Origin of the sequence: Streptomyces sp. NPDC093089, assembly GCF_044754405.1 — a bacterium.
Lineage (GTDB): Bacteria > Actinomycetota > Actinomycetes > Streptomycetales > Streptomycetaceae > Streptomyces.
Genome location: NZ_JBIVPA010000008.1, coordinates 168,435 through 183,692, shown reverse-complemented (window position 1 = coordinate 183,692; position 15,258 = coordinate 168,435). Strand labels below are relative to the sequence as shown.

At 71.4% G+C, this 15,258-nt stretch carries 18 protein-coding genes; 4 read left to right on the top strand and 14 right to left on the bottom strand.

What is annotated here, in order from left to right; genetic code table 11:
- Positions 1-58 precede the first annotated feature (58 nt).
- The 5 genes from ACIQFX_RS20310 to ACIQFX_RS20290 form a co-directional block, all read right to left on the bottom strand.
- Positions 59-652 (bottom strand): hypothetical protein, encoded by a 594-nt coding sequence (locus ACIQFX_RS20310; RefSeq protein ID WP_402465032.1) that lies wholly within the window; start codon positions 650-652, stop codon positions 59-61.
- Positions 649-1,908 (bottom strand): hypothetical protein, encoded by a 1,260-nt coding sequence (locus ACIQFX_RS20305; RefSeq protein ID WP_402465029.1) that lies wholly within the window; start codon positions 1,906-1,908, stop codon positions 649-651. The genes ACIQFX_RS20310 and ACIQFX_RS20305 overlap by 4 nt, the downstream gene beginning before the upstream one ends.
- A gap of 3 nt (positions 1,909-1,911) precedes the next feature.
- On the bottom strand, positions 1,912-2,652 hold the full coding sequence (locus ACIQFX_RS20300; RefSeq protein WP_402465026.1) for an ATP-binding cassette domain-containing protein: 741 nt from the start codon (positions 2,650-2,652) through the stop codon (positions 1,912-1,914).
- A 123-nt stretch (positions 2,653-2,775) separates the two neighbouring features.
- Positions 2,776-3,186: a hypothetical protein gene (locus tag ACIQFX_RS20295; RefSeq protein WP_402465024.1), complete on the bottom strand. Its 411-nt coding sequence runs from the start codon at positions 3,184-3,186 to the stop codon at positions 2,776-2,778.
- Positions 3,187-3,271: 85 nt separating this feature from the next.
- Complete coding sequence (locus ACIQFX_RS20290) at positions 3,272-3,694, bottom strand: hypothetical protein (RefSeq protein ID WP_402465021.1); 423 nt, start codon at positions 3,692-3,694, stop codon at positions 3,272-3,274.
- A 627-nt stretch (positions 3,695-4,321) separates the two neighbouring features.
- On the opposite strand from ACIQFX_RS20290, the gene ACIQFX_RS20285 reads away from it, so the two are divergent.
- The gene (locus tag ACIQFX_RS20285; RefSeq protein ID WP_402465017.1) at positions 4,322-4,837 is read left to right on the top strand and encodes an RICIN domain-containing protein; all 516 of its coding nucleotides are present in this window, start codon (positions 4,322-4,324) and stop codon (positions 4,835-4,837) included.
- Positions 4,838-4,937: 100 nt separating this feature from the next.
- Here the strand turns inward: ACIQFX_RS20285 and ACIQFX_RS20280 are convergent, their stop codons facing one another.
- Positions 4,938-5,654, bottom strand: coding sequence for a flavodoxin family protein (locus ACIQFX_RS20280; RefSeq protein ID WP_402465014.1), 717 nt, complete (start codon positions 5,652-5,654; stop codon positions 4,938-4,940).
- A gap of 609 nt (positions 5,655-6,263) precedes the next feature.
- Here ACIQFX_RS20280 and ACIQFX_RS20275 point away from each other — a divergent pair.
- Positions 6,264-6,719 carry a hypothetical protein gene (locus ACIQFX_RS20275; RefSeq protein ID WP_402465011.1) on the top strand — a complete coding sequence of 152 codons (456 nt, stop codon included), beginning with the start codon at positions 6,264-6,266 and terminating at the stop codon, positions 6,717-6,719.
- Between the two features lie 206 nt (positions 6,720-6,925).
- Here ACIQFX_RS20275 and ACIQFX_RS20270 read toward each other — a convergent pair whose 3' ends face one another.
- Positions 6,926-7,207: a DUF6296 family protein gene (locus ACIQFX_RS20270; RefSeq protein WP_402465009.1), complete on the bottom strand. Its 282-nt coding sequence runs from the start codon at positions 7,205-7,207 to the stop codon at positions 6,926-6,928.
- Between the two features lie 137 nt (positions 7,208-7,344).
- Positions 7,345-8,136, bottom strand: a complete 792-nt coding sequence (locus ACIQFX_RS20265) for an N-formylglutamate amidohydrolase (RefSeq protein ID WP_402465006.1) — start codon at positions 8,134-8,136, stop codon at positions 7,345-7,347.
- Between the two features lie 383 nt (positions 8,137-8,519).
- Here ACIQFX_RS20265 and ACIQFX_RS20260 point away from each other — a divergent pair, with 383 nt between their 5' ends.
- Both ACIQFX_RS20260 and ACIQFX_RS20255 read left to right on the top strand, forming a co-directional pair.
- On the top strand, positions 8,520-9,065 hold the full coding sequence (locus ACIQFX_RS20260; RefSeq protein ID WP_402465003.1) for an HPP family protein: 546 nt from the start codon (positions 8,520-8,522) through the stop codon (positions 9,063-9,065).
- 250 nt (positions 9,066-9,315) lie between these two features.
- Positions 9,316-10,779, top strand: a complete 1,464-nt coding sequence (locus ACIQFX_RS20255) for a SulP family inorganic anion transporter (RefSeq protein ID WP_402465000.1) — start codon at positions 9,316-9,318, stop codon at positions 10,777-10,779.
- Between the two features lie 4 nt (positions 10,780-10,783).
- On the opposite strand, the gene ehuA is transcribed toward ACIQFX_RS20255, so the two are convergent.
- From ehuA to ACIQFX_RS20225, 6 genes are all read right to left on the bottom strand, one after another.
- The gene (ehuA, locus tag ACIQFX_RS20250) at positions 10,784-11,563 is read right to left on the bottom strand and encodes an ectoine/hydroxyectoine ABC transporter ATP-binding protein EhuA (RefSeq protein ID WP_402464997.1); all 780 of its coding nucleotides are present in this window, start codon (positions 11,561-11,563) and stop codon (positions 10,784-10,786) included.
- A complete protein-coding gene (gene ehuD / locus ACIQFX_RS20245) occupies positions 11,553-12,188 on the bottom strand; it encodes an ectoine/hydroxyectoine ABC transporter permease subunit EhuD (RefSeq protein WP_402464994.1) in 636 nt (211 codons plus the stop codon). Before ehuD ends, ehuA begins: the two co-directional genes overlap by 11 nt.
- Entirely contained in the window at positions 12,188-12,862 is a 675-nt protein-coding gene (gene ehuC, locus ACIQFX_RS20240; RefSeq protein WP_402464991.1) for an ectoine/hydroxyectoine ABC transporter permease subunit EhuC, read from the bottom strand. The genes ehuD and ehuC overlap by 1 nt, the downstream gene beginning before the upstream one ends.
- A gap of 12 nt (positions 12,863-12,874) precedes the next feature.
- A complete protein-coding gene (gene ehuB, locus ACIQFX_RS20235; protein WP_402464988.1) occupies positions 12,875-13,792 on the bottom strand; it encodes an ectoine/hydroxyectoine ABC transporter substrate-binding protein EhuB in 918 nt (305 codons plus the stop codon).
- On the bottom strand, positions 13,789-14,685 hold the full coding sequence (gene thpD / locus ACIQFX_RS20230) for an ectoine hydroxylase (protein WP_402464985.1): 897 nt from the start codon (positions 14,683-14,685) through the stop codon (positions 13,789-13,791). Before thpD ends, ehuB begins: the two co-directional genes overlap by 4 nt.
- 130 nt (positions 14,686-14,815) lie before the next feature.
- On the bottom strand, positions 14,816-15,220 hold the full coding sequence (locus tag ACIQFX_RS20225) for an ectoine synthase (protein ID WP_402464982.1): 405 nt from the start codon (positions 15,218-15,220) through the stop codon (positions 14,816-14,818).
- Positions 15,221-15,258 lie beyond the last annotated feature (38 nt).

Sequence of the window (15,258 nt, the reverse complement as noted above, 5' to 3'; positions counted from 1 at the left end):
TCTGCCGGTGGTGACACTCCAGCTGTCACACCACCTGTCACCCCACCCGTTGAACCGGTCAGCCGGAAGTGTCGCGCGGCGGCTTGAGGCTGCTGAACGTGGCCCCGGCGACCAGGACCGCGACGCCGGCCAGGAGGGCGGCCGTGCTGGCTGCCGGGTGCAGGACGACAGCCCACGGCTGCGCGATGCCGCCGCCGCTCTTCCACCCTCCGACGGCGAGGACCAGTGGCACGGCGGTGAGGACCGGGGCTGCGATCCGCGCGCCGGTGAGCGGGTTGAGGAGGAGTGCCAGGCCGAGGTAGAAGGCGGTGTTCCGGCCGATCGACAGGGCCACCGACTCGGCGCCCGCGAAGTGTCCGAGGACGGCCGTGCTCAGGGTGAGGGTCGCGCAGCCGACGGCGAGTGAGGTGTCGAGGCGGTGGACCGCCCGCACGGCGACCGATTCGGTGGCGCCCCGGGCACGGCCGGTGAAGGCGAGCCATGTCACGGCGGGGACGACGGTGATCAGCGCCGCGAGAAGGAAGTGGCCGGCCCCGCCCACCATCGCGGGTACGGGGATGAGGCTCTGCCCGAATGCCAGGCCCGCGCCGGCCGTCACGGCGGTGACGGCGGCGAGGACGGGCACGTCACGGGATGCGGCCCACCAGTTCACCGGCCTGCTCCTTCAGGGTTCAGGGTCGGCTTCCGGTCGCAGCCGGTGAGTGCGGCCCGGTTCGTGTCGTACCAGGCGCGCTGACGATCGGAGGGCAGCGTGAGGACCATCCCGGCGAGTCTGGCGTCGTCGGGGGAGACCCGGCCCGGGATCGGTGCCGGAGGCGCTTGGGTGGCGATGCCGGTCAGCCATGCGGTGAGCGGTCCCCGTGCAGGGAACGCCGGGTACCTGTGACTGATCCGGGCGCACGTGGGGATGGGGGGCAGCAGGGTGTTGGCGAGGTTGACGGTGATGTCCTGCTCGCGCACCTGACCCCTGCCTCCGAAGCCGGCTTGTCCGGGCCTGAGGACGCGGTTCTGGGTGAGGGAGGACGGCACGGGAAGGCCGGCGTCCTTCAGTCGTTCGCTGTAGGTGCGGGTGGTCGCGGCGATCCCGGCGCGTCCCGGAGTCTCGGGCCACAGGCACACTTCCGGGACGCCGGCGCCGTCGCAGACCAAAGCGTCGGGGTTCCGGTCGAGGACCGGGTCGTAGTCCATGTCCACGACCAGGAAGCCCGAGGCCACGGACGCGGCGACCAGGACGGTCACGGGCTTCCAGAGGCTGGACCGGGCGATCGCGAGGAGGCACGCGGTGATGATCCCGCCGGCGAACAGGAGCGGGGCCCACACGGCCGTGGGGTCGATGACCGAGCCGACCGAGCAGCAGCTGTCGTAGGCGCCGGCCACGAGGTGGCGGGGCCACGGGGTGTCCCAGGATCCGGGGAACGCGGTCAGGCAGAACCCGGCGACCATCGCCAACGGTGCGGCCGCGAGCTGCGGAAGACGCCCGCCCAGGAGGTACCCGGCCAGCGTGGCGGCCGCCATCAACAGCGCGTACACCACGAACATGCCCAGGTGGGAGAACGACGGAAGCGTTCCCGCGGCCGAGACCGCGACACCGACCGCGATGAGCATCCCGACAACGCCCATGGCCCACACCGGGACCAGAAGCGGCAGCGCGACGGCGAGGCGGCCGCGGGAGGGAGCCTGCCCGAAGACGTTGCCCCGGCGGAGGCGTGCGCTCTCCCACGCGCCGCTCGCCGCGCACGCGGCCGCGGCGAACGGGATCGTGTAGGAGGCGTTGCCCAGGACGGACGGCCCGTAACCGGGGACGGTGCCCAGGGTGATCGGCTCCGAGAGGAGCAGCAGGACGTAGCCGGCAAGAAAGACGAGCATGAGTCCGGCGGAGGAGGACCGCAGGAGGGTGGTGGTACGCATCGGTCAGATCTCCCGTCCGACGAGTGTCGCGTAGGCGGCTTCGGCCTGCTCGCGCCCGCCTGTGGCGGCCGGTGCGAGGGCGTGGAAGTCGGCGGGGCTGCCCTGGAAGGAGATCTCGCCGTGGGCGAGGACGACCACCTGCGTGTACAGGTCGGCGAGGTCTTCGGTCTGGTGCGTGGAGACGACCACCCGCACGCTGCCGGCGAGGTCGTCGACGAGCTTTCGGAACACCAGGCGCTGCGTGGGGTCGAGGCCGGCGGTCGGCTCGTCCATCAAGATCAGTTCACTGCGGTGGGTCAGCGCCCCCGCGATTCCCATGCGGCGGAGCTGCCCGCCGGACACCTGGTTGCTCTTTCGCTCGGCGAGGCGGGTGAGGTCGACGCGGCGCAGCGCGTCCTCGGACGCTCTCCACGCCGCGTCCTTCGGCATGCCTTTGAGCCAACCCGCGTAGGCGACCTGCTCGCGCACGGTCAACCCGGGCACGGGATCGATCCGTTGGGGGATCCACGCCACGCGTTCGCGGTAGGCGGCCCGATGGCGGCCCTTCGCCGTGGCTCCGTCGAAGGTGACCGACCCGGAGGCGGGGGTCAGGTGCGAGGCGGCGATGCCCATCAGTGTGGACTTGCCGGCTCCGTTCGGCCCGAGGAGGACCGTTGCCCGCGCGTCGATCCGGAGGCTGAACTCGTGGAAAACGGGCGCCTTCCTCCCGTACCGGAACGAAACATGATCAAAAACCAGAGTCATGGACGGATGCGCAATCCGCCACCCCACTGCCGGCGGGATGGCTTTGGTCGTGGGACAGTTGACAGGAGAGGGTCCCGGTGCTGAATCCACCGGGACCCTCGCACTACTGGTTCAACAACCGCACTACCAGGCGACCTTCACGTAATTGACGGTGAGGAACGTGCCGCTGTGGATGTCCGTCAGCTGGAAGTAGTAGTTGCCCGCGTCGTCCGGGTCGCCGTAGTCGACCCACCCGCAGTAGTTCACCCGGGTCCCCTTGGAACGGTCCGGAGCGGAAGAGACGTCCTTCCACAGCCGCAGCGAGGCCTGGTTGAACCCACTACCGCCGTCCGAGATGCAGTCCGAGAAGTAGATGCCCGTGTAGTCCCAGGTGTCGTTGTTGTCCCACCAGCGGCGCGACTCGTCACCCACCCGCCATCCGGTCATGTACGACTCGAACTGACCTTCCGCCGCGTGCGCCGGAACCACCGACACCGCACCCAGCAGCGCGGCACCGGCCATCACCCCGGCCAACGGCTTCAAACCGATCTTCACTTGATCCCTCTTCCGTGTGTCCGGCACCGCCCACACCGGGCGGCACCCTCGCGGGTCGGAGATCCGACCCCGATCCGGCCTGCGACTACCAGGCGACCTTGACGTAGTTGATGTCGATGTAGTCGCCGTTACCGACGTCCGTCAGCGCGAAGTAGTAGTTGCCCGCGTCGTCCGGATCGCCGTAGTCAACCCACCCGCAGTAGTTGTCCCGGGTGCCCTTGCTGCGGTCCGGGGCGCCGGAGATGTCCTTCCACAGGCGCAGTGACGCGTAGTCGTAGCCCCGGTAGTCGTCATCCGACCGGCATCCCGAGAAGTAGATGCCGGTGTAGTCCCAGGTGTCGTTGTTGTCCCACCAGCGGCGGGACTCCGTCGGAGCCGTCCACCACGAGATGTGGGACTCGAACTGGCCTTCCGCGGTGACGCCCGCGTTCGCCGGCGTGACGCCGCCGACCCCGAGGAGCGCGACACCTGCCATCAGACCGGCCACTTTCTTGCGCCGGGTGCTCATCAGATTCTCCTTTCCCTGTTCGTTCGCCCCGAGTGAGGGCATGCCGGAGGAAGGAGACGTGATGCGTTACCTCCCCCCTGAGGCGCCCCGAACGCTAACTGTCGAACACCCCGGTTTGTAAAGGGGGATTCTTCTGTGGCTCAAATGAAACCCTCTCTTTCCCTCCCCGCTCGAGACAGGTCGTTTCCGCAGCCAGCAGCCCGGTTCACTGCTCGCCAACTCGCCGCGGTGTTGGCCGAGAACCTGCGCTTCGCAGGGGAGGATCCGCAATCGGCGGCGCTTGCGCCGAATGGATGCGTGACGGACACGGAGCGGGTTTGACCAGCGGACAGGCGAGCACTGGACAGCCGGTACGGCGCGTAGGGGGAGCTGCACGGAGGGGCGGGCCGAACCCTGCACGGAATATGGAGCGGCCGTGCATCGGTCGCACATTGCGGCCATCTCCCGAAAGTGTCTAATCGAGTGCCGGACCGTCAGTAGCGGTGCGCCGCGCCCGGGATCGCATTCCTGCAATCAGGTCTGCTTCCGGTCCGCGCAATCGTCGCCTCGGCGACGCGATTGACATCTCGCCCATGCGCCCGACGCGGGCGAAAAGCAAGTTCGACCGTCCATGTGAGGAGAACCTTCGTGTGCCTGAACGCCATCAAGACCGTCCGCCGCGTGCTGAGCGCCGCCGGCGGTGCCCTGCTCATCGCGATGGCCCTGCCCCCCTCACCCGCCTCCGCCGCCGACCTGTCCGAGTGGTACTGGCTGGCCAACTGGAACAGCGCCAAGTGCCTGGAGGTGGGCGGCTGGTCCACGGCCAACGGAGCCGGCGTCGGCCAGTGGACCTGCCACGACGGAAACAACCAGAAGTGGCTCGGGGTCCCCCACGGCGAGGGAAGACTGATCTACAACGCCCACAGCGGCAAGTGCCTTGAGGTCAAGGGCTGGTCCACCGCCAACGGAGCCCAGATCGGTCAGTGGGACTGCCACGGCGGCGCCAACCAGCAGTGGAGGACCGACGTCCTGGGCGAAGGCGTCCTCCGCCTGATCAACGTGAACAGTGGCAAGTGCCTGGAGATCGGTGGCTGGCGCACCGACAACGGCGCCCCGGCCACCCAGTGGGACTGCCACGGCGGCGACAACCAGGTCTGGGCCTGACGAGCTCGCGCACGAGACGCGTCCCCCACCACCCGGCCGTGATCGACCGTCCAGGGCCGGCAGCGACGACGGGACCCGCGCCGTGGTCCGCGCTCATCGCTCAACGGTGCTCGGGGTTCTCGAAGTCGAATCGGCAGCCGGCATCCCACCCGGAGCGCTGGTTGCCGTACGCCGGGATGCCGCCGGCGTCCTTGAGCATCCGGGCGAGGTGCAGCAGGTTCCACGTCATGAACGTGGTGTTGCGGTTGGTGAAGTCGTTCTCCGGGCCACCCGAGCCCTCGTCCAGGTACGACGGGCCCGGCCCGGCCGGGCCGACCCAGCCGGCGTCCGCCTGCGGAGGGATCACGTACCCCAGGTGCTGCAGGCTGTAGATCACGTTCATCGCGCAGTGCTTGGCGCCGTCCTCGTTGCCGGTGATCAAGCAACCCCCGACCCGCCCGTAATATGCGTACTGGCCACGATCGTTGAGGATCGACGAGCATGAGTACAGGCGCTCGATCACTTGCTTCATGACCGAGGAGTTGTCTCCCAGCCATACAGGTCCAGCCAAGGTGAGGATGTCCGCGGCCATCACCTTCGAGTAGATGACGGGCCACTCGTCGGTTTCCCACCCGTGCTCGGTCATGTCCGGCCACACACCGGTCGCGAGGTCGAGATCCACCGCCCGCAGCACTTCGACCCCGACACCCTGGCGCTCCATGATGCCGGTGCTGATGTCGATCAGCCCTTGGGTGTGGCTGCGCTCCGGCGACCGCTTGAGCGTGCAGTTGATCACCAGCGCGCGGAGATCACGGTAGGGCGAGTCGGCGTCGGTCATCGATGCATCCCCTTGCGAGCGAGTCGGCGGCCGGACGACCAACCACGCCCGGCTGCCGACGTCGATGGGCCCCGGGGTGGTCCGGCCGAAAATCCCGTCCACTGTCTCGCCTCGTCGAGCGGAATGACCGAACGCCGCGCCAACGCCAGTGAAGTCGCGCCCCGATCACCCGCGTGGCCCGCACCGATGACACGTATCCCCGAACCTCTCCACGGCTACTTGTCTGCAACGGCTGGGGGTCCGTCCGCCGCTCGGCCGAGTACGGCGCTCTGCGCGGTGTCCGGGCCGGAGCGACGCCTCGAAGATCTGGACGGCGGACGCGCCCTCACCCTGATCGCAGAGCGCCTTGTCGCCCGCGCATTCACATTCATTGACTGATCCACTTTGGATCGCATTCATCATTGAATAGTGCGCGAAATGCGAAATTCTGCCGACTTGCGATCAGGATTGCGGAGTGCTGATCTGGAATAGGCGGGGAGTAAAGGGCGAAATGATCCGGGCCCGAATGCGTGGCGTTCAGCCGCAGCAGGGGGACAACGCGTCGTGTGACGACGGGATGCCTCGCGCTGCGACCCGCCATCCGCTGCGACCCGCTATCGGAGGTTCACGATGACACAGATCTCTTATGCCCGCATTCCGCTACGCCAGATCATGGCCGTGCTCTTGACGGCCGCCCTGACGTTCTCCCTCTCTGTGGTGCTCACCGTCACCTCGACGAAAGAAGCAGCCGCTTCGTGCTCCGCCAACCGGTTCAACGGAACGTGGCGCTCGTCCGACGCGAGGCTGAAGCGTATCGACGTATGGCAGGGAGGAGACTGCCACCTGTACGCCAAAGCCTGGTCCGTCTGCGAGCACGACTCGTCGCGTATCTGCAGCTGGGGAAGCAGGAGAATGGGAGACAGCCCCGAGCCGAACTTCCAGTTCGTCGGATACAACTGGAGCAACGCCGATGAGGTGCTGCACCTGCGGATGCAGGACAGGTCTCACATCTCGGTGTGGGACAGCACCACCTACCACAACGGTAAGAAGGTCAGCTTCACGGTCCCGATGTACAAGAGCCGTTGAGCCCGCGAAGGGCGGCAACTCCGCCCGCGCCGCTACCGGACGAGACCCCCTACCAGGACAGGTGGGGGGCCTCGCTGTTCGTCGGGATGCGAACCGCGCCGGATCCCCGGGCCGCTCGGGCCGACCGCACGCATGAAGGAATGACGAGAACTGAAGGAATGAAGGAATGACGAGAACTGAAGGAACGACGAGAACGGCGAGGGGCGTCAGGCGGCGGAGCCGGCGGGATCCCCCGGAGTGCCCGGAGCCTTCGGATCGGCGTCCGGGAGCGGCCGGGCCACCACGCTCTGTGCGGGTTGCTGATGGCCGCCCGAGGCGAGGACGCGGACCTCGCCGCGGTCGCTGATCTCCGCACGGATGATGCCGGTCGTGTCGGTGTACACGGGATGGCCCCCGGACCCCGTGGAGTGCGTCCGCTCCACGACCACGGCGTCCTGGGCCGCACCCGTGGCATCGGAGAACACCAGCTCGTACCTGAGTGGGCTCATGTGCACGATTTTACGCCGTTCGGTCGACTTGACCTGTTACGAGGTGCTGCCCTGGGCGCCGCCGGGAGGCCGGAAGGGCCCGGGGTGCAGCTCCGCGGACAGGTGCCGCTGCCCGAAGGGGCGCCGGGCGCGCGCTCCTACCGGACCACCGCGTCGACCAGGGCGGCCAGGGCGGTCCCGAGGGCCTCGGCCCCCGGGCCCGCGGGGCCGCCGGGCTCGGTCATGTAGAGATCGCGGCGGATCTCGACCATCAGCGCGGAGACCCGGGGATCGCGGCCGTAGTACCGCAGCGGCACGTACGTCCCGGCGAACGGGGTGTCCGTCGCGACGCCCCCGAACCCGCCGAACGCCTCCCGCGCCGCGGCGAGCAGCGCGGGCGGCGTGTGGAACGCGTCCGTGCCGAGGCAGACCGGCGGACGGGGCCCGTCGCCGTGGAGCTCGTACGGCAGCGGCTCCGTCGGGTACGAGTGGACGTCCACGATCACCGCCCGGCCGGTCGCCGTCAGCCGCCCCGCCACGGCCTCGGTCATGCCCTCGGCGTACGGGGTGAAGTACCGGTCGATCAGCGGCTCCGGGTCGAACCCGGCGGGCCGCAGCGCGGCGCGGTGCGTCGTGCGCGTGTACACCGCGCCCATGCCCACGGCGAGCATCTCCTCGCGCTCGTCGGGGAAGCGCTCCGGGTCGACGACGAGCCGGGACAGCCGGTTGACGAACCGCCAGGGCGCCGTCCCTGCCGCGCCCGCCGCGACGGCGGCGATCTCCGCGGTGTGCGCGTCGGTGATGTGGGCCAGCTCGGCGGCGAGTTCCCCGTCGCCGAGCACGATGCCCTCGCGCACGTCCGGCGGCACCACGGGCGACGAGTGCGGTACGTGGAGGAGGACGGGGGAGTCCGCGGCCCCGGCGAGAAGTGCGAAGGAGTCCTGGGTCATTCGGCCCACCCTTCCACAGACCGGCGGCCCACCCTTCCACGGACCGGCGGTCCACCCTTCCACGGACCGGCGGTCCACCCTTCCACGGACCGGCGGCCGCCCTTCCACCCGAGAGCCGTCCGCCCCCGCGCCCGAGAGCGCCGCTCGCCTCCCCCGCACCTGGGCGCCCGAGACCCGCCTGCCCCCGCCCGGCCGCCCGAGAGCCGCTCATCCCGCCCGCCCTCTCCCGCCGCGAAACCGCTGGTTGGAGTGGTGGGAGGTCACGCCGCCGGACCAGGAGCGGGCGCATGACCGGGCCGACTGTCGACCACAGGGTCCCGTACGACCGTCCCGCCCCCTGTCTCGTCCCGCCCACGGCCGCCTGCCCGGAAACACCGCATCACATGAGCACCCACACCGCCCTGCGTACCGAAGCCCCCTCGGGGAGCCCCCGCCGACCGAGGATGAGCGGCCGGGCCCCGGCCCGCCCCGCACCCGGCGCGGCCTTCCACAACGTCAGCGCGGCGACCGCCGCCCTGCTCGGGCTCGTCGCCCTCGGCGCCCTGATCCACGAGCCGGTGCTGATACCGCCGCTCGCCGCCAGCGCGGCCCTGGTGCACTGCGCGCCCGCGCTGCCGCCGGCCCGGCCCCGCAGCGTGGTCGTCGGCCATCTCCTGGGCGCCGCCGCCGGATACGCGGTGGCGGCCGCCGCCGGCGGCAGCGCGTGGGCCGCCGCCGTGGCGGCCGGCGTGACCCTCGCGCTCACCACGCTCGCGAGGACCCCGCACTCCCCGGCCTGTGCGACCCCCGTCGTCATCGTGCTCCAGGCGCCCGAGCCGGCCCGCTTCGTGCCGCTCCTCTTCGGGGCCACGGTCCTCCTCGTCCTCACCGCGTACTGCGCGTCCCGCATCCGCCGCCGTGCACCGAGGTACCCCGCGTACTGGTGGTGAGCGGGTCCCTGCGCCCCGCGTGAGCCCGTACGCCCTCCCCGGCGCGGGTGAGCGGGGCGCCTGCGGCCGGTGCGCCCCGCCGTGCCGCGCTCCCGGGCGCCGTTCCCGTAGGTGATCGGGTCACGTTGCGGCCGCTTCCGGTCGGAAACCCCGGTGACGCCCGGAAGCGCCCCCGGCGAGGGTCCCCGAGGGCGTATTCCCTTCCCTGCGATGCCCGAACGTGTGTCGCGCAGTGAGGGGAGAGAACCGCATGCCGTCCTCCTGGCCCGATCTCCGGCAGGACTTCGCCGCGTCCCTCGTCGTCTTCCTCGTGGCACTCCCGCTGTGCGTCGGCGTGGCCGTCGCCTCCGGCGTCCCCGCCGAACTCGGCCTGGTCACCGGCATCGTCGGCGGAATCGTCACCGGCCTCATGCGGGGCAGCAGCCTCCAGGTCTCCGGACCGGCCGCGGGGCTCACCGTGCTCGTCTTCGAGGCGGTCAGCAGCTTCGGGCTGCCCGCGCTCGGCGTCATCGTGCTGCTCGCGGGTCTGCTCCAGGTCGTGGTGGGCCTGTTGAAGTGGGGCCGCTGGTTCCGTGCCATCTCCGTCTCGGTCGTCGAGGGGATGCTCGCCGGCATCGGCCTCGTCATCGTGGCCGGCCAGCTCTACGCGGCCCTCGGCATCAGCGCCCCGGCGTCGGGCACGGACAGGATCGTCGGACTGCCCGCCACGCTCTGGCGGGCGCTGACCGGCGCCGCCGGCACCCTGGCGCCGCTCGCCGTCGCGGCCGCCACCGTGGTGGTGATCGTGGGCTGGCGGCACGCCCCGAAACCGCTGCGGGCCGTCCCCGGAGCGCTCGTCGCGGTCCTGCTCGCGGCCCTCGCGACCGCGCTGTTCGACCTGCCCGTGGCCACCGTGCGGGTCGGCGGGGTCCTCGACGCCGTCCGGACGCCCGGCCCGGACGCCTTCGCCGCGCTGACCGACGTCGCCCTGCTCGGAACGGTCCTCGCCTTCGCGCTGATCGCCTCCGCCGAGTCGCTGTTCGGCGCGGCGGCGGTGGACCGGCTGCACGACGGGCCGCGCACCGACTACGACAGGGAACTCGTCGCCCAGGGCGTCGGCAACACCGTGTGCGGCGTGCTCGGCGCGCTGCCCATGACCGCCGTGATCGTCCGCAGTTCGGCCAACGTCCAGGCCGGCGCCAGGACCAAGGCGTCCCGGGTGCTCCACGGCGTGTGGCTGCTGGTCTTCGCCGCGCTGCTGCCCGCCACCCTCGCCCACGTGCCGCTCGCGGCGCTCGCCGGGATCCTCGTCCACGCCGGCTGGAAGCTCATCCCCTTCCGGGGAGTGGTCGCCCTGTGGCGCGGACACCGGGGCGAGGCCCTCGTCCTGGTCGTGACGGCCGGCGCCATCGTCACCGTCAGCATGCTCGAAGGCGTCCTGATCGGCCTCGTCCTCTCCGTCGCCAAGGCGGCCTGGGACGTCTCGCACCTCCGGGTCGAGCACACCGACGACGGCCATGGCCCGGTGCGGGTGCGGCTGTCCGGGAACGCCAACTTCCTGCGGCTGCCGAAGATCCTCGACACGCTCGAATCACTGCCGGGCGACCGCCCGGTGGAACTCGACCTCGCCGGGATCCACCACCTCGACCACGCCTGCCGTGCGGCGCTGGACGCATGGGCGGAGCGCCACCGCACGGCCGGCACCGTCTCCGTCCTCGTCCACGGGCACCCCTGACGGCTCAGCGCACCGCGCCGAGGAACGCCCGGGTGCGCTCGTGCGCGGGCGAGTCCAGGAGCTCGTCCGCCGGGCCGGATTCGACGACGCGGCCCTGGTCGAACATGAGGACCCGGTCGGAGACGTCCCGCGCGAAGCCCATCTCGTGCGTCACGCACAGCAAGGTGATGTCCGTGCCGCGGGCGATGTCCCGCAGCACGTCGAGGACCTCGGCGACCAGCTCCGGGTCGAGGGCCGAGGTCACCTCGTCGAGGAGCAGGATCTCCGGGCGCATGGCCAGCGCGCGGGCGATGGCGACGCGCTGCTGCTGGCCGCCGGAGAGCCGGGTGGGGCGGGCGTCGACCTTGTCGGCGAGGCCGACCAGGTCCAGCAGGTCCCTGGCCGTGCGGTCCGCCGCCTCCCGGCTCTCGCCGAGCACGTGCACGGGCGCCTCGACGACGTTCTCCAGCACGCTCATGTGGGGGAACAGGTTGAACTGCTGGAAGACCATGCCGATCCGGCGCCGCCGCTCGGCGAGCCGCCGCTCGCTCGCCGGCACCAGCGTCCCCGGCGTCCTGCCGGGCATGTGGGAGTAGGGCTCCCCGTCGACGTGGATGACGCCGTCGGTCACCCGCTCCAGCGTCATGAGCAGCCGCAGGATGGTGGTCTTCCCCGAGCCGCTCGGGCCGATCAGCGTCACCCGTTCACCGCGGCCGACCTCCAGGTCGAGCGCGTCGAGCACCGTGTGGTCCCCGTACCGCTTCGTGACCCGCTCGAAGCGGACCGCCGGGTCCTCAGTGGGCAAGGCGTGCCTCCAGTCGTCGTACCAGCAGGGACGTGGGCCAGCTCGCGAGCAGGAACACCGCGCCGGCCAGGGTGAAGCTCTCCAGATAGGCGAAGTGCGTGCTGCCGAACGTGTTCGCCTCGTGGACCATCTCGTGCACCGTGATCACCGACAGCAGGGGAGTCTCCTTGAACAGCGAGACCGCGTAGTTGCCCAGCGGCGGCAGGACGTTGCGGACGGCCTGCGGCAGCACCACCGTCCGCCACACCCGCCGGCGCGGCAGCGACAGCGCCGTGCACGCCTCCCACTGGCCGCGCGGAACGGCGTCGATGCCCGTCCGGTACACCTCGGAGAGGTACGTGGCGTAGTGCACGCCCAGGACGAGGACGCCCAGCGCGAGCGCATCGAGGGAGGGGATCAGCACCCAGGCCGCGAAGAGCTGCACGAGGAGCGGTGTCGAGCGGACGAAGCCGGCGGCGCCGGCCAGCGGAACGGCCACCCAGCGCGGGCCCGCCCGCCCGGCCACGGCGAGCACGAGGCCGAGCACCACCGCCACGGCGAAGCCGAGGGCGGTCGCGAGCAGCGTGACGCCGAACCCTTCGAGGACCGTCGGCAGCGCGTCGCCGGCCGCCTCCCCGTCCCACATCAGACACCGCCTTCCTGCCCGAGCCGGGCCTTCGCCGCCCGCTCCAGGGCGTTCATGAGGACGGCGAGCACCGCGGCCATGGCGCCGTAGACCCCGAGGAGCAGCAGGTACGAGGCGGCCGTCGCGCCCGTCGCGGAACGCACCTGGTCGATCTGGAAGGTGAGGTCGGGGACCGTGACCAGGGACAGCAGCGGCGTCGCCTTCAGGAGCTGTACGAGCAGGTTCTTGAACGGGGCGACCATCAGGGCGTGCGCCTGCGGCAGGACGATCCGGCGCAGCCGCAGCCCCGGCCCCATGGACAGCGCGATCCCCGCCTCGGTCTGGGCGCGGGGCACGGCGGCCACCGCGCCCCGCACCACCTCGGCGCCGTACGCCCCGAAGTTGAGGCCGAGCGCGAGGACGCCGCAGGCCAGCGGTTCGAGCCGGAACCCGAGCATCGGCAGCGCGAAGAACAGCCAGAACAGCTGGACGTACAGCGAGGTGCCGCGGAAGAACTCGACGACGAGCCGCGCCCCGCCCCGCACCGGCAGCCGCGCCGAACCGGATGCCGGCCCGAGCGCGTAGGCGAGGACGAGGGCGAGCGCGGCCCCGAGCACGGTGGCCTCCACCGTGACGAGCAGCCCGTCGGCGATCCTGGGGAGCGCGCCGCGGACCTCGGAGAGGAAGTCAGCCACGGCGGCGGCCCCTCATCCGGCGCACAGGTCCGCCGTGCGCAGGGTGCGCGGCGGCACCTCGCGTGCGGTGAAGCCGTAGCGGCCGATGAGCCCGACGAACCGGTCGGGCGAGCCCGTGATCTTCCGCAGCTCGCGGTTGAAGGCGTCGCGCAGCTCGGTCGCCCCCGACCGGAACACCGCGCCGCCCGCGCCCAGTTGGTGCACCCCGTCGACGACGGGGACGAACGGCTCGGTCACCCGTACCGGGGCGCCGCGGTTCGTCCGGGCCAGCCAGCGCAGTGAGATCGCGGTCAGCGCGAAGGCGTCGATCCGGCCGGCCAGCAGGGCGTCGAGCCCGTCCTGCTGCCGGGCCAGCGTCTTCACCCGCCCGTCGGGCACGCCCGCCGCCTTCGCGTACGAGGCCTCGACGGCGGCCGTCAGCACGCCCACGGTGGCGCCCGCCGCCGCGCAGGACTCCAGGTCGCTCAGCCCCTTCGGGTCGTCGGAGCGGACCATGAGGGCGGTGGGCGAGACGAACTCCGGCTCGGAGAAGAGCACTTTGGCGCACCGCTCCGGCGTGATCGACATGCCCGCGCTGACGACGTCGAACCGGTCGGCGAGCAGCCCGGGGATGAGCGCCCCGAACTCCGTCAGCGTCGGCCGTAGTTCGCGCACGCCGAGGGCGGAGAAGATCTCGCGGTGCAACGTCGGTGCCTCGCCCGCGAGTTCACCGCCTTCCTGGAAGCCGTACGGTGCCTCGCCGGCGAACCCCACCCGTACGAAGCCCTGCCGGCGCAGCTCGGTGAGCAGGCCGCCGTCGCCGCGGGGCGCGCCCGTCCCCGGCTCGGTGCGGGTGCACGCGGCCAGGGGGCCGGCCGTCAGGGCGAGGCCGGCGGCGAGCGACGTCCGGGTGAGGAACCGGCGGCGGTCGAGTCCGCTGCCGGCCGTCACGACCGGTCCCCGGGGCGGGCTGCGATGAACGAGGGGCGCCGGACCGGGGCGGCGAAGGGCAGCTCGGGGAGGTTCTCGACGCTGTTGAAGACCAGGAACACGTTGCTCCGCGGGTACGGGGTGATGTTGTCGCCCGAACCGTGCAGCGCGTTGCAGTCGAACCAGGTGGCGGAGCCCGCCGGACCCGTGAAGTGGCGGATCCCGCAGGCGTCCGCGAAGGTCGTCAGCGCCTCGTGGGACGGTGTCCCGGCGTCCTGCATCCGGAGCGACTTCTTGTAGTTGTCCCGGGGCGTCTCGCCCGCGCAGCCCAGGAAGGTGCGGTGCGAGCCCGGCATGATCATCAGGCTGCCGTTGGTGGTGCGGTTCGGGGTCAGCGCGATCGACACCGACACCGTCCGCATCTGCGGCAGGCCGTCCTCCGCGTGCCAGGTCTCGAAGTCGGAGTGCCAGTAGAAGCCGCTGGCGCCGAAGCCAGGCTTGACGTTGACCCTGGACTGGTGGACGTAGACGTCGGAGCCGAGGATCTGGCGGGCGCGGCCCACGACCCGCGGGTCCGCCGCGAGCCGGGCGAAGACCTCGCTGATCCGGTGGACCTCGAAGACGGAGCGGATCTCCTGGGAGCGGGGTTCGACGACCGCCCGCTCGTCCGACCGCACGGCGGGGTCGGCGACGAGCCGGTCGAGCTCGGCCCGGAGCTCGTCCACTTCGTCGGCCGTGACGAGCTCGTCCACCGTGACGAACCCGTCGCGGTCGTACTCCTCCAGTTCACGGGCCCAGAACGGTCCCGCGGTGCCGGGCTCGCACCACACGACGGGGTCCTTGCGGCCGATGAGCACCTCCTCGGCGCCGCGGGTGGGGTAGAGGTCGACGGGACGGGCGGGGGCGGAGGTCATGGGCTGGAGTGCCTTCCTTTCGCGTACGGACGGGGGTGCGGGCGCGTGACGACGGGCGGCGGGCCTGTGATGCGGAGCCGCCCGCCCGCCCGGACGGCCGGGTGCGGCCGGGCCGGGCGGGTCGGGAGGGTCAGGCCGGGCCGGGCTCGGTGAGGAGCGGGTAGACGCCGTTCGCGTCGTGGTCCTCGCGGCCGGTGACGGGCGGGTTGAACACGCAGAGGCAGCGGAAGTCCCGCTTGACCTTGAGAGTGTGGCGCTCGTGCCGGTCGAGCAGGTACATCGTCCCGGGCAGGATGGTGTACGTCCGGCCCGTCTCGTGGTCGGTGAGTTCGGCCTCGCCGGCGGTGCAGACGACGGCCTCGACGTGGTGCGCGTACCACATGGACGTCTCGGTGCCGGCGTACAGCACCGTCTCGTGGAGGGAGAAGCCGACCCGCTCGCGGGCCAGCACGATGCGCTTGCTCTCCCAGGTCCCGGAGGCGGCCCGCACGTGCCGCTCGGTGTTCTCCAGCTCGTCGAAGGAACGGACGATCATGGGCGATGACCTTTCGGTGGAGGGTGCTCGGGTGCCCG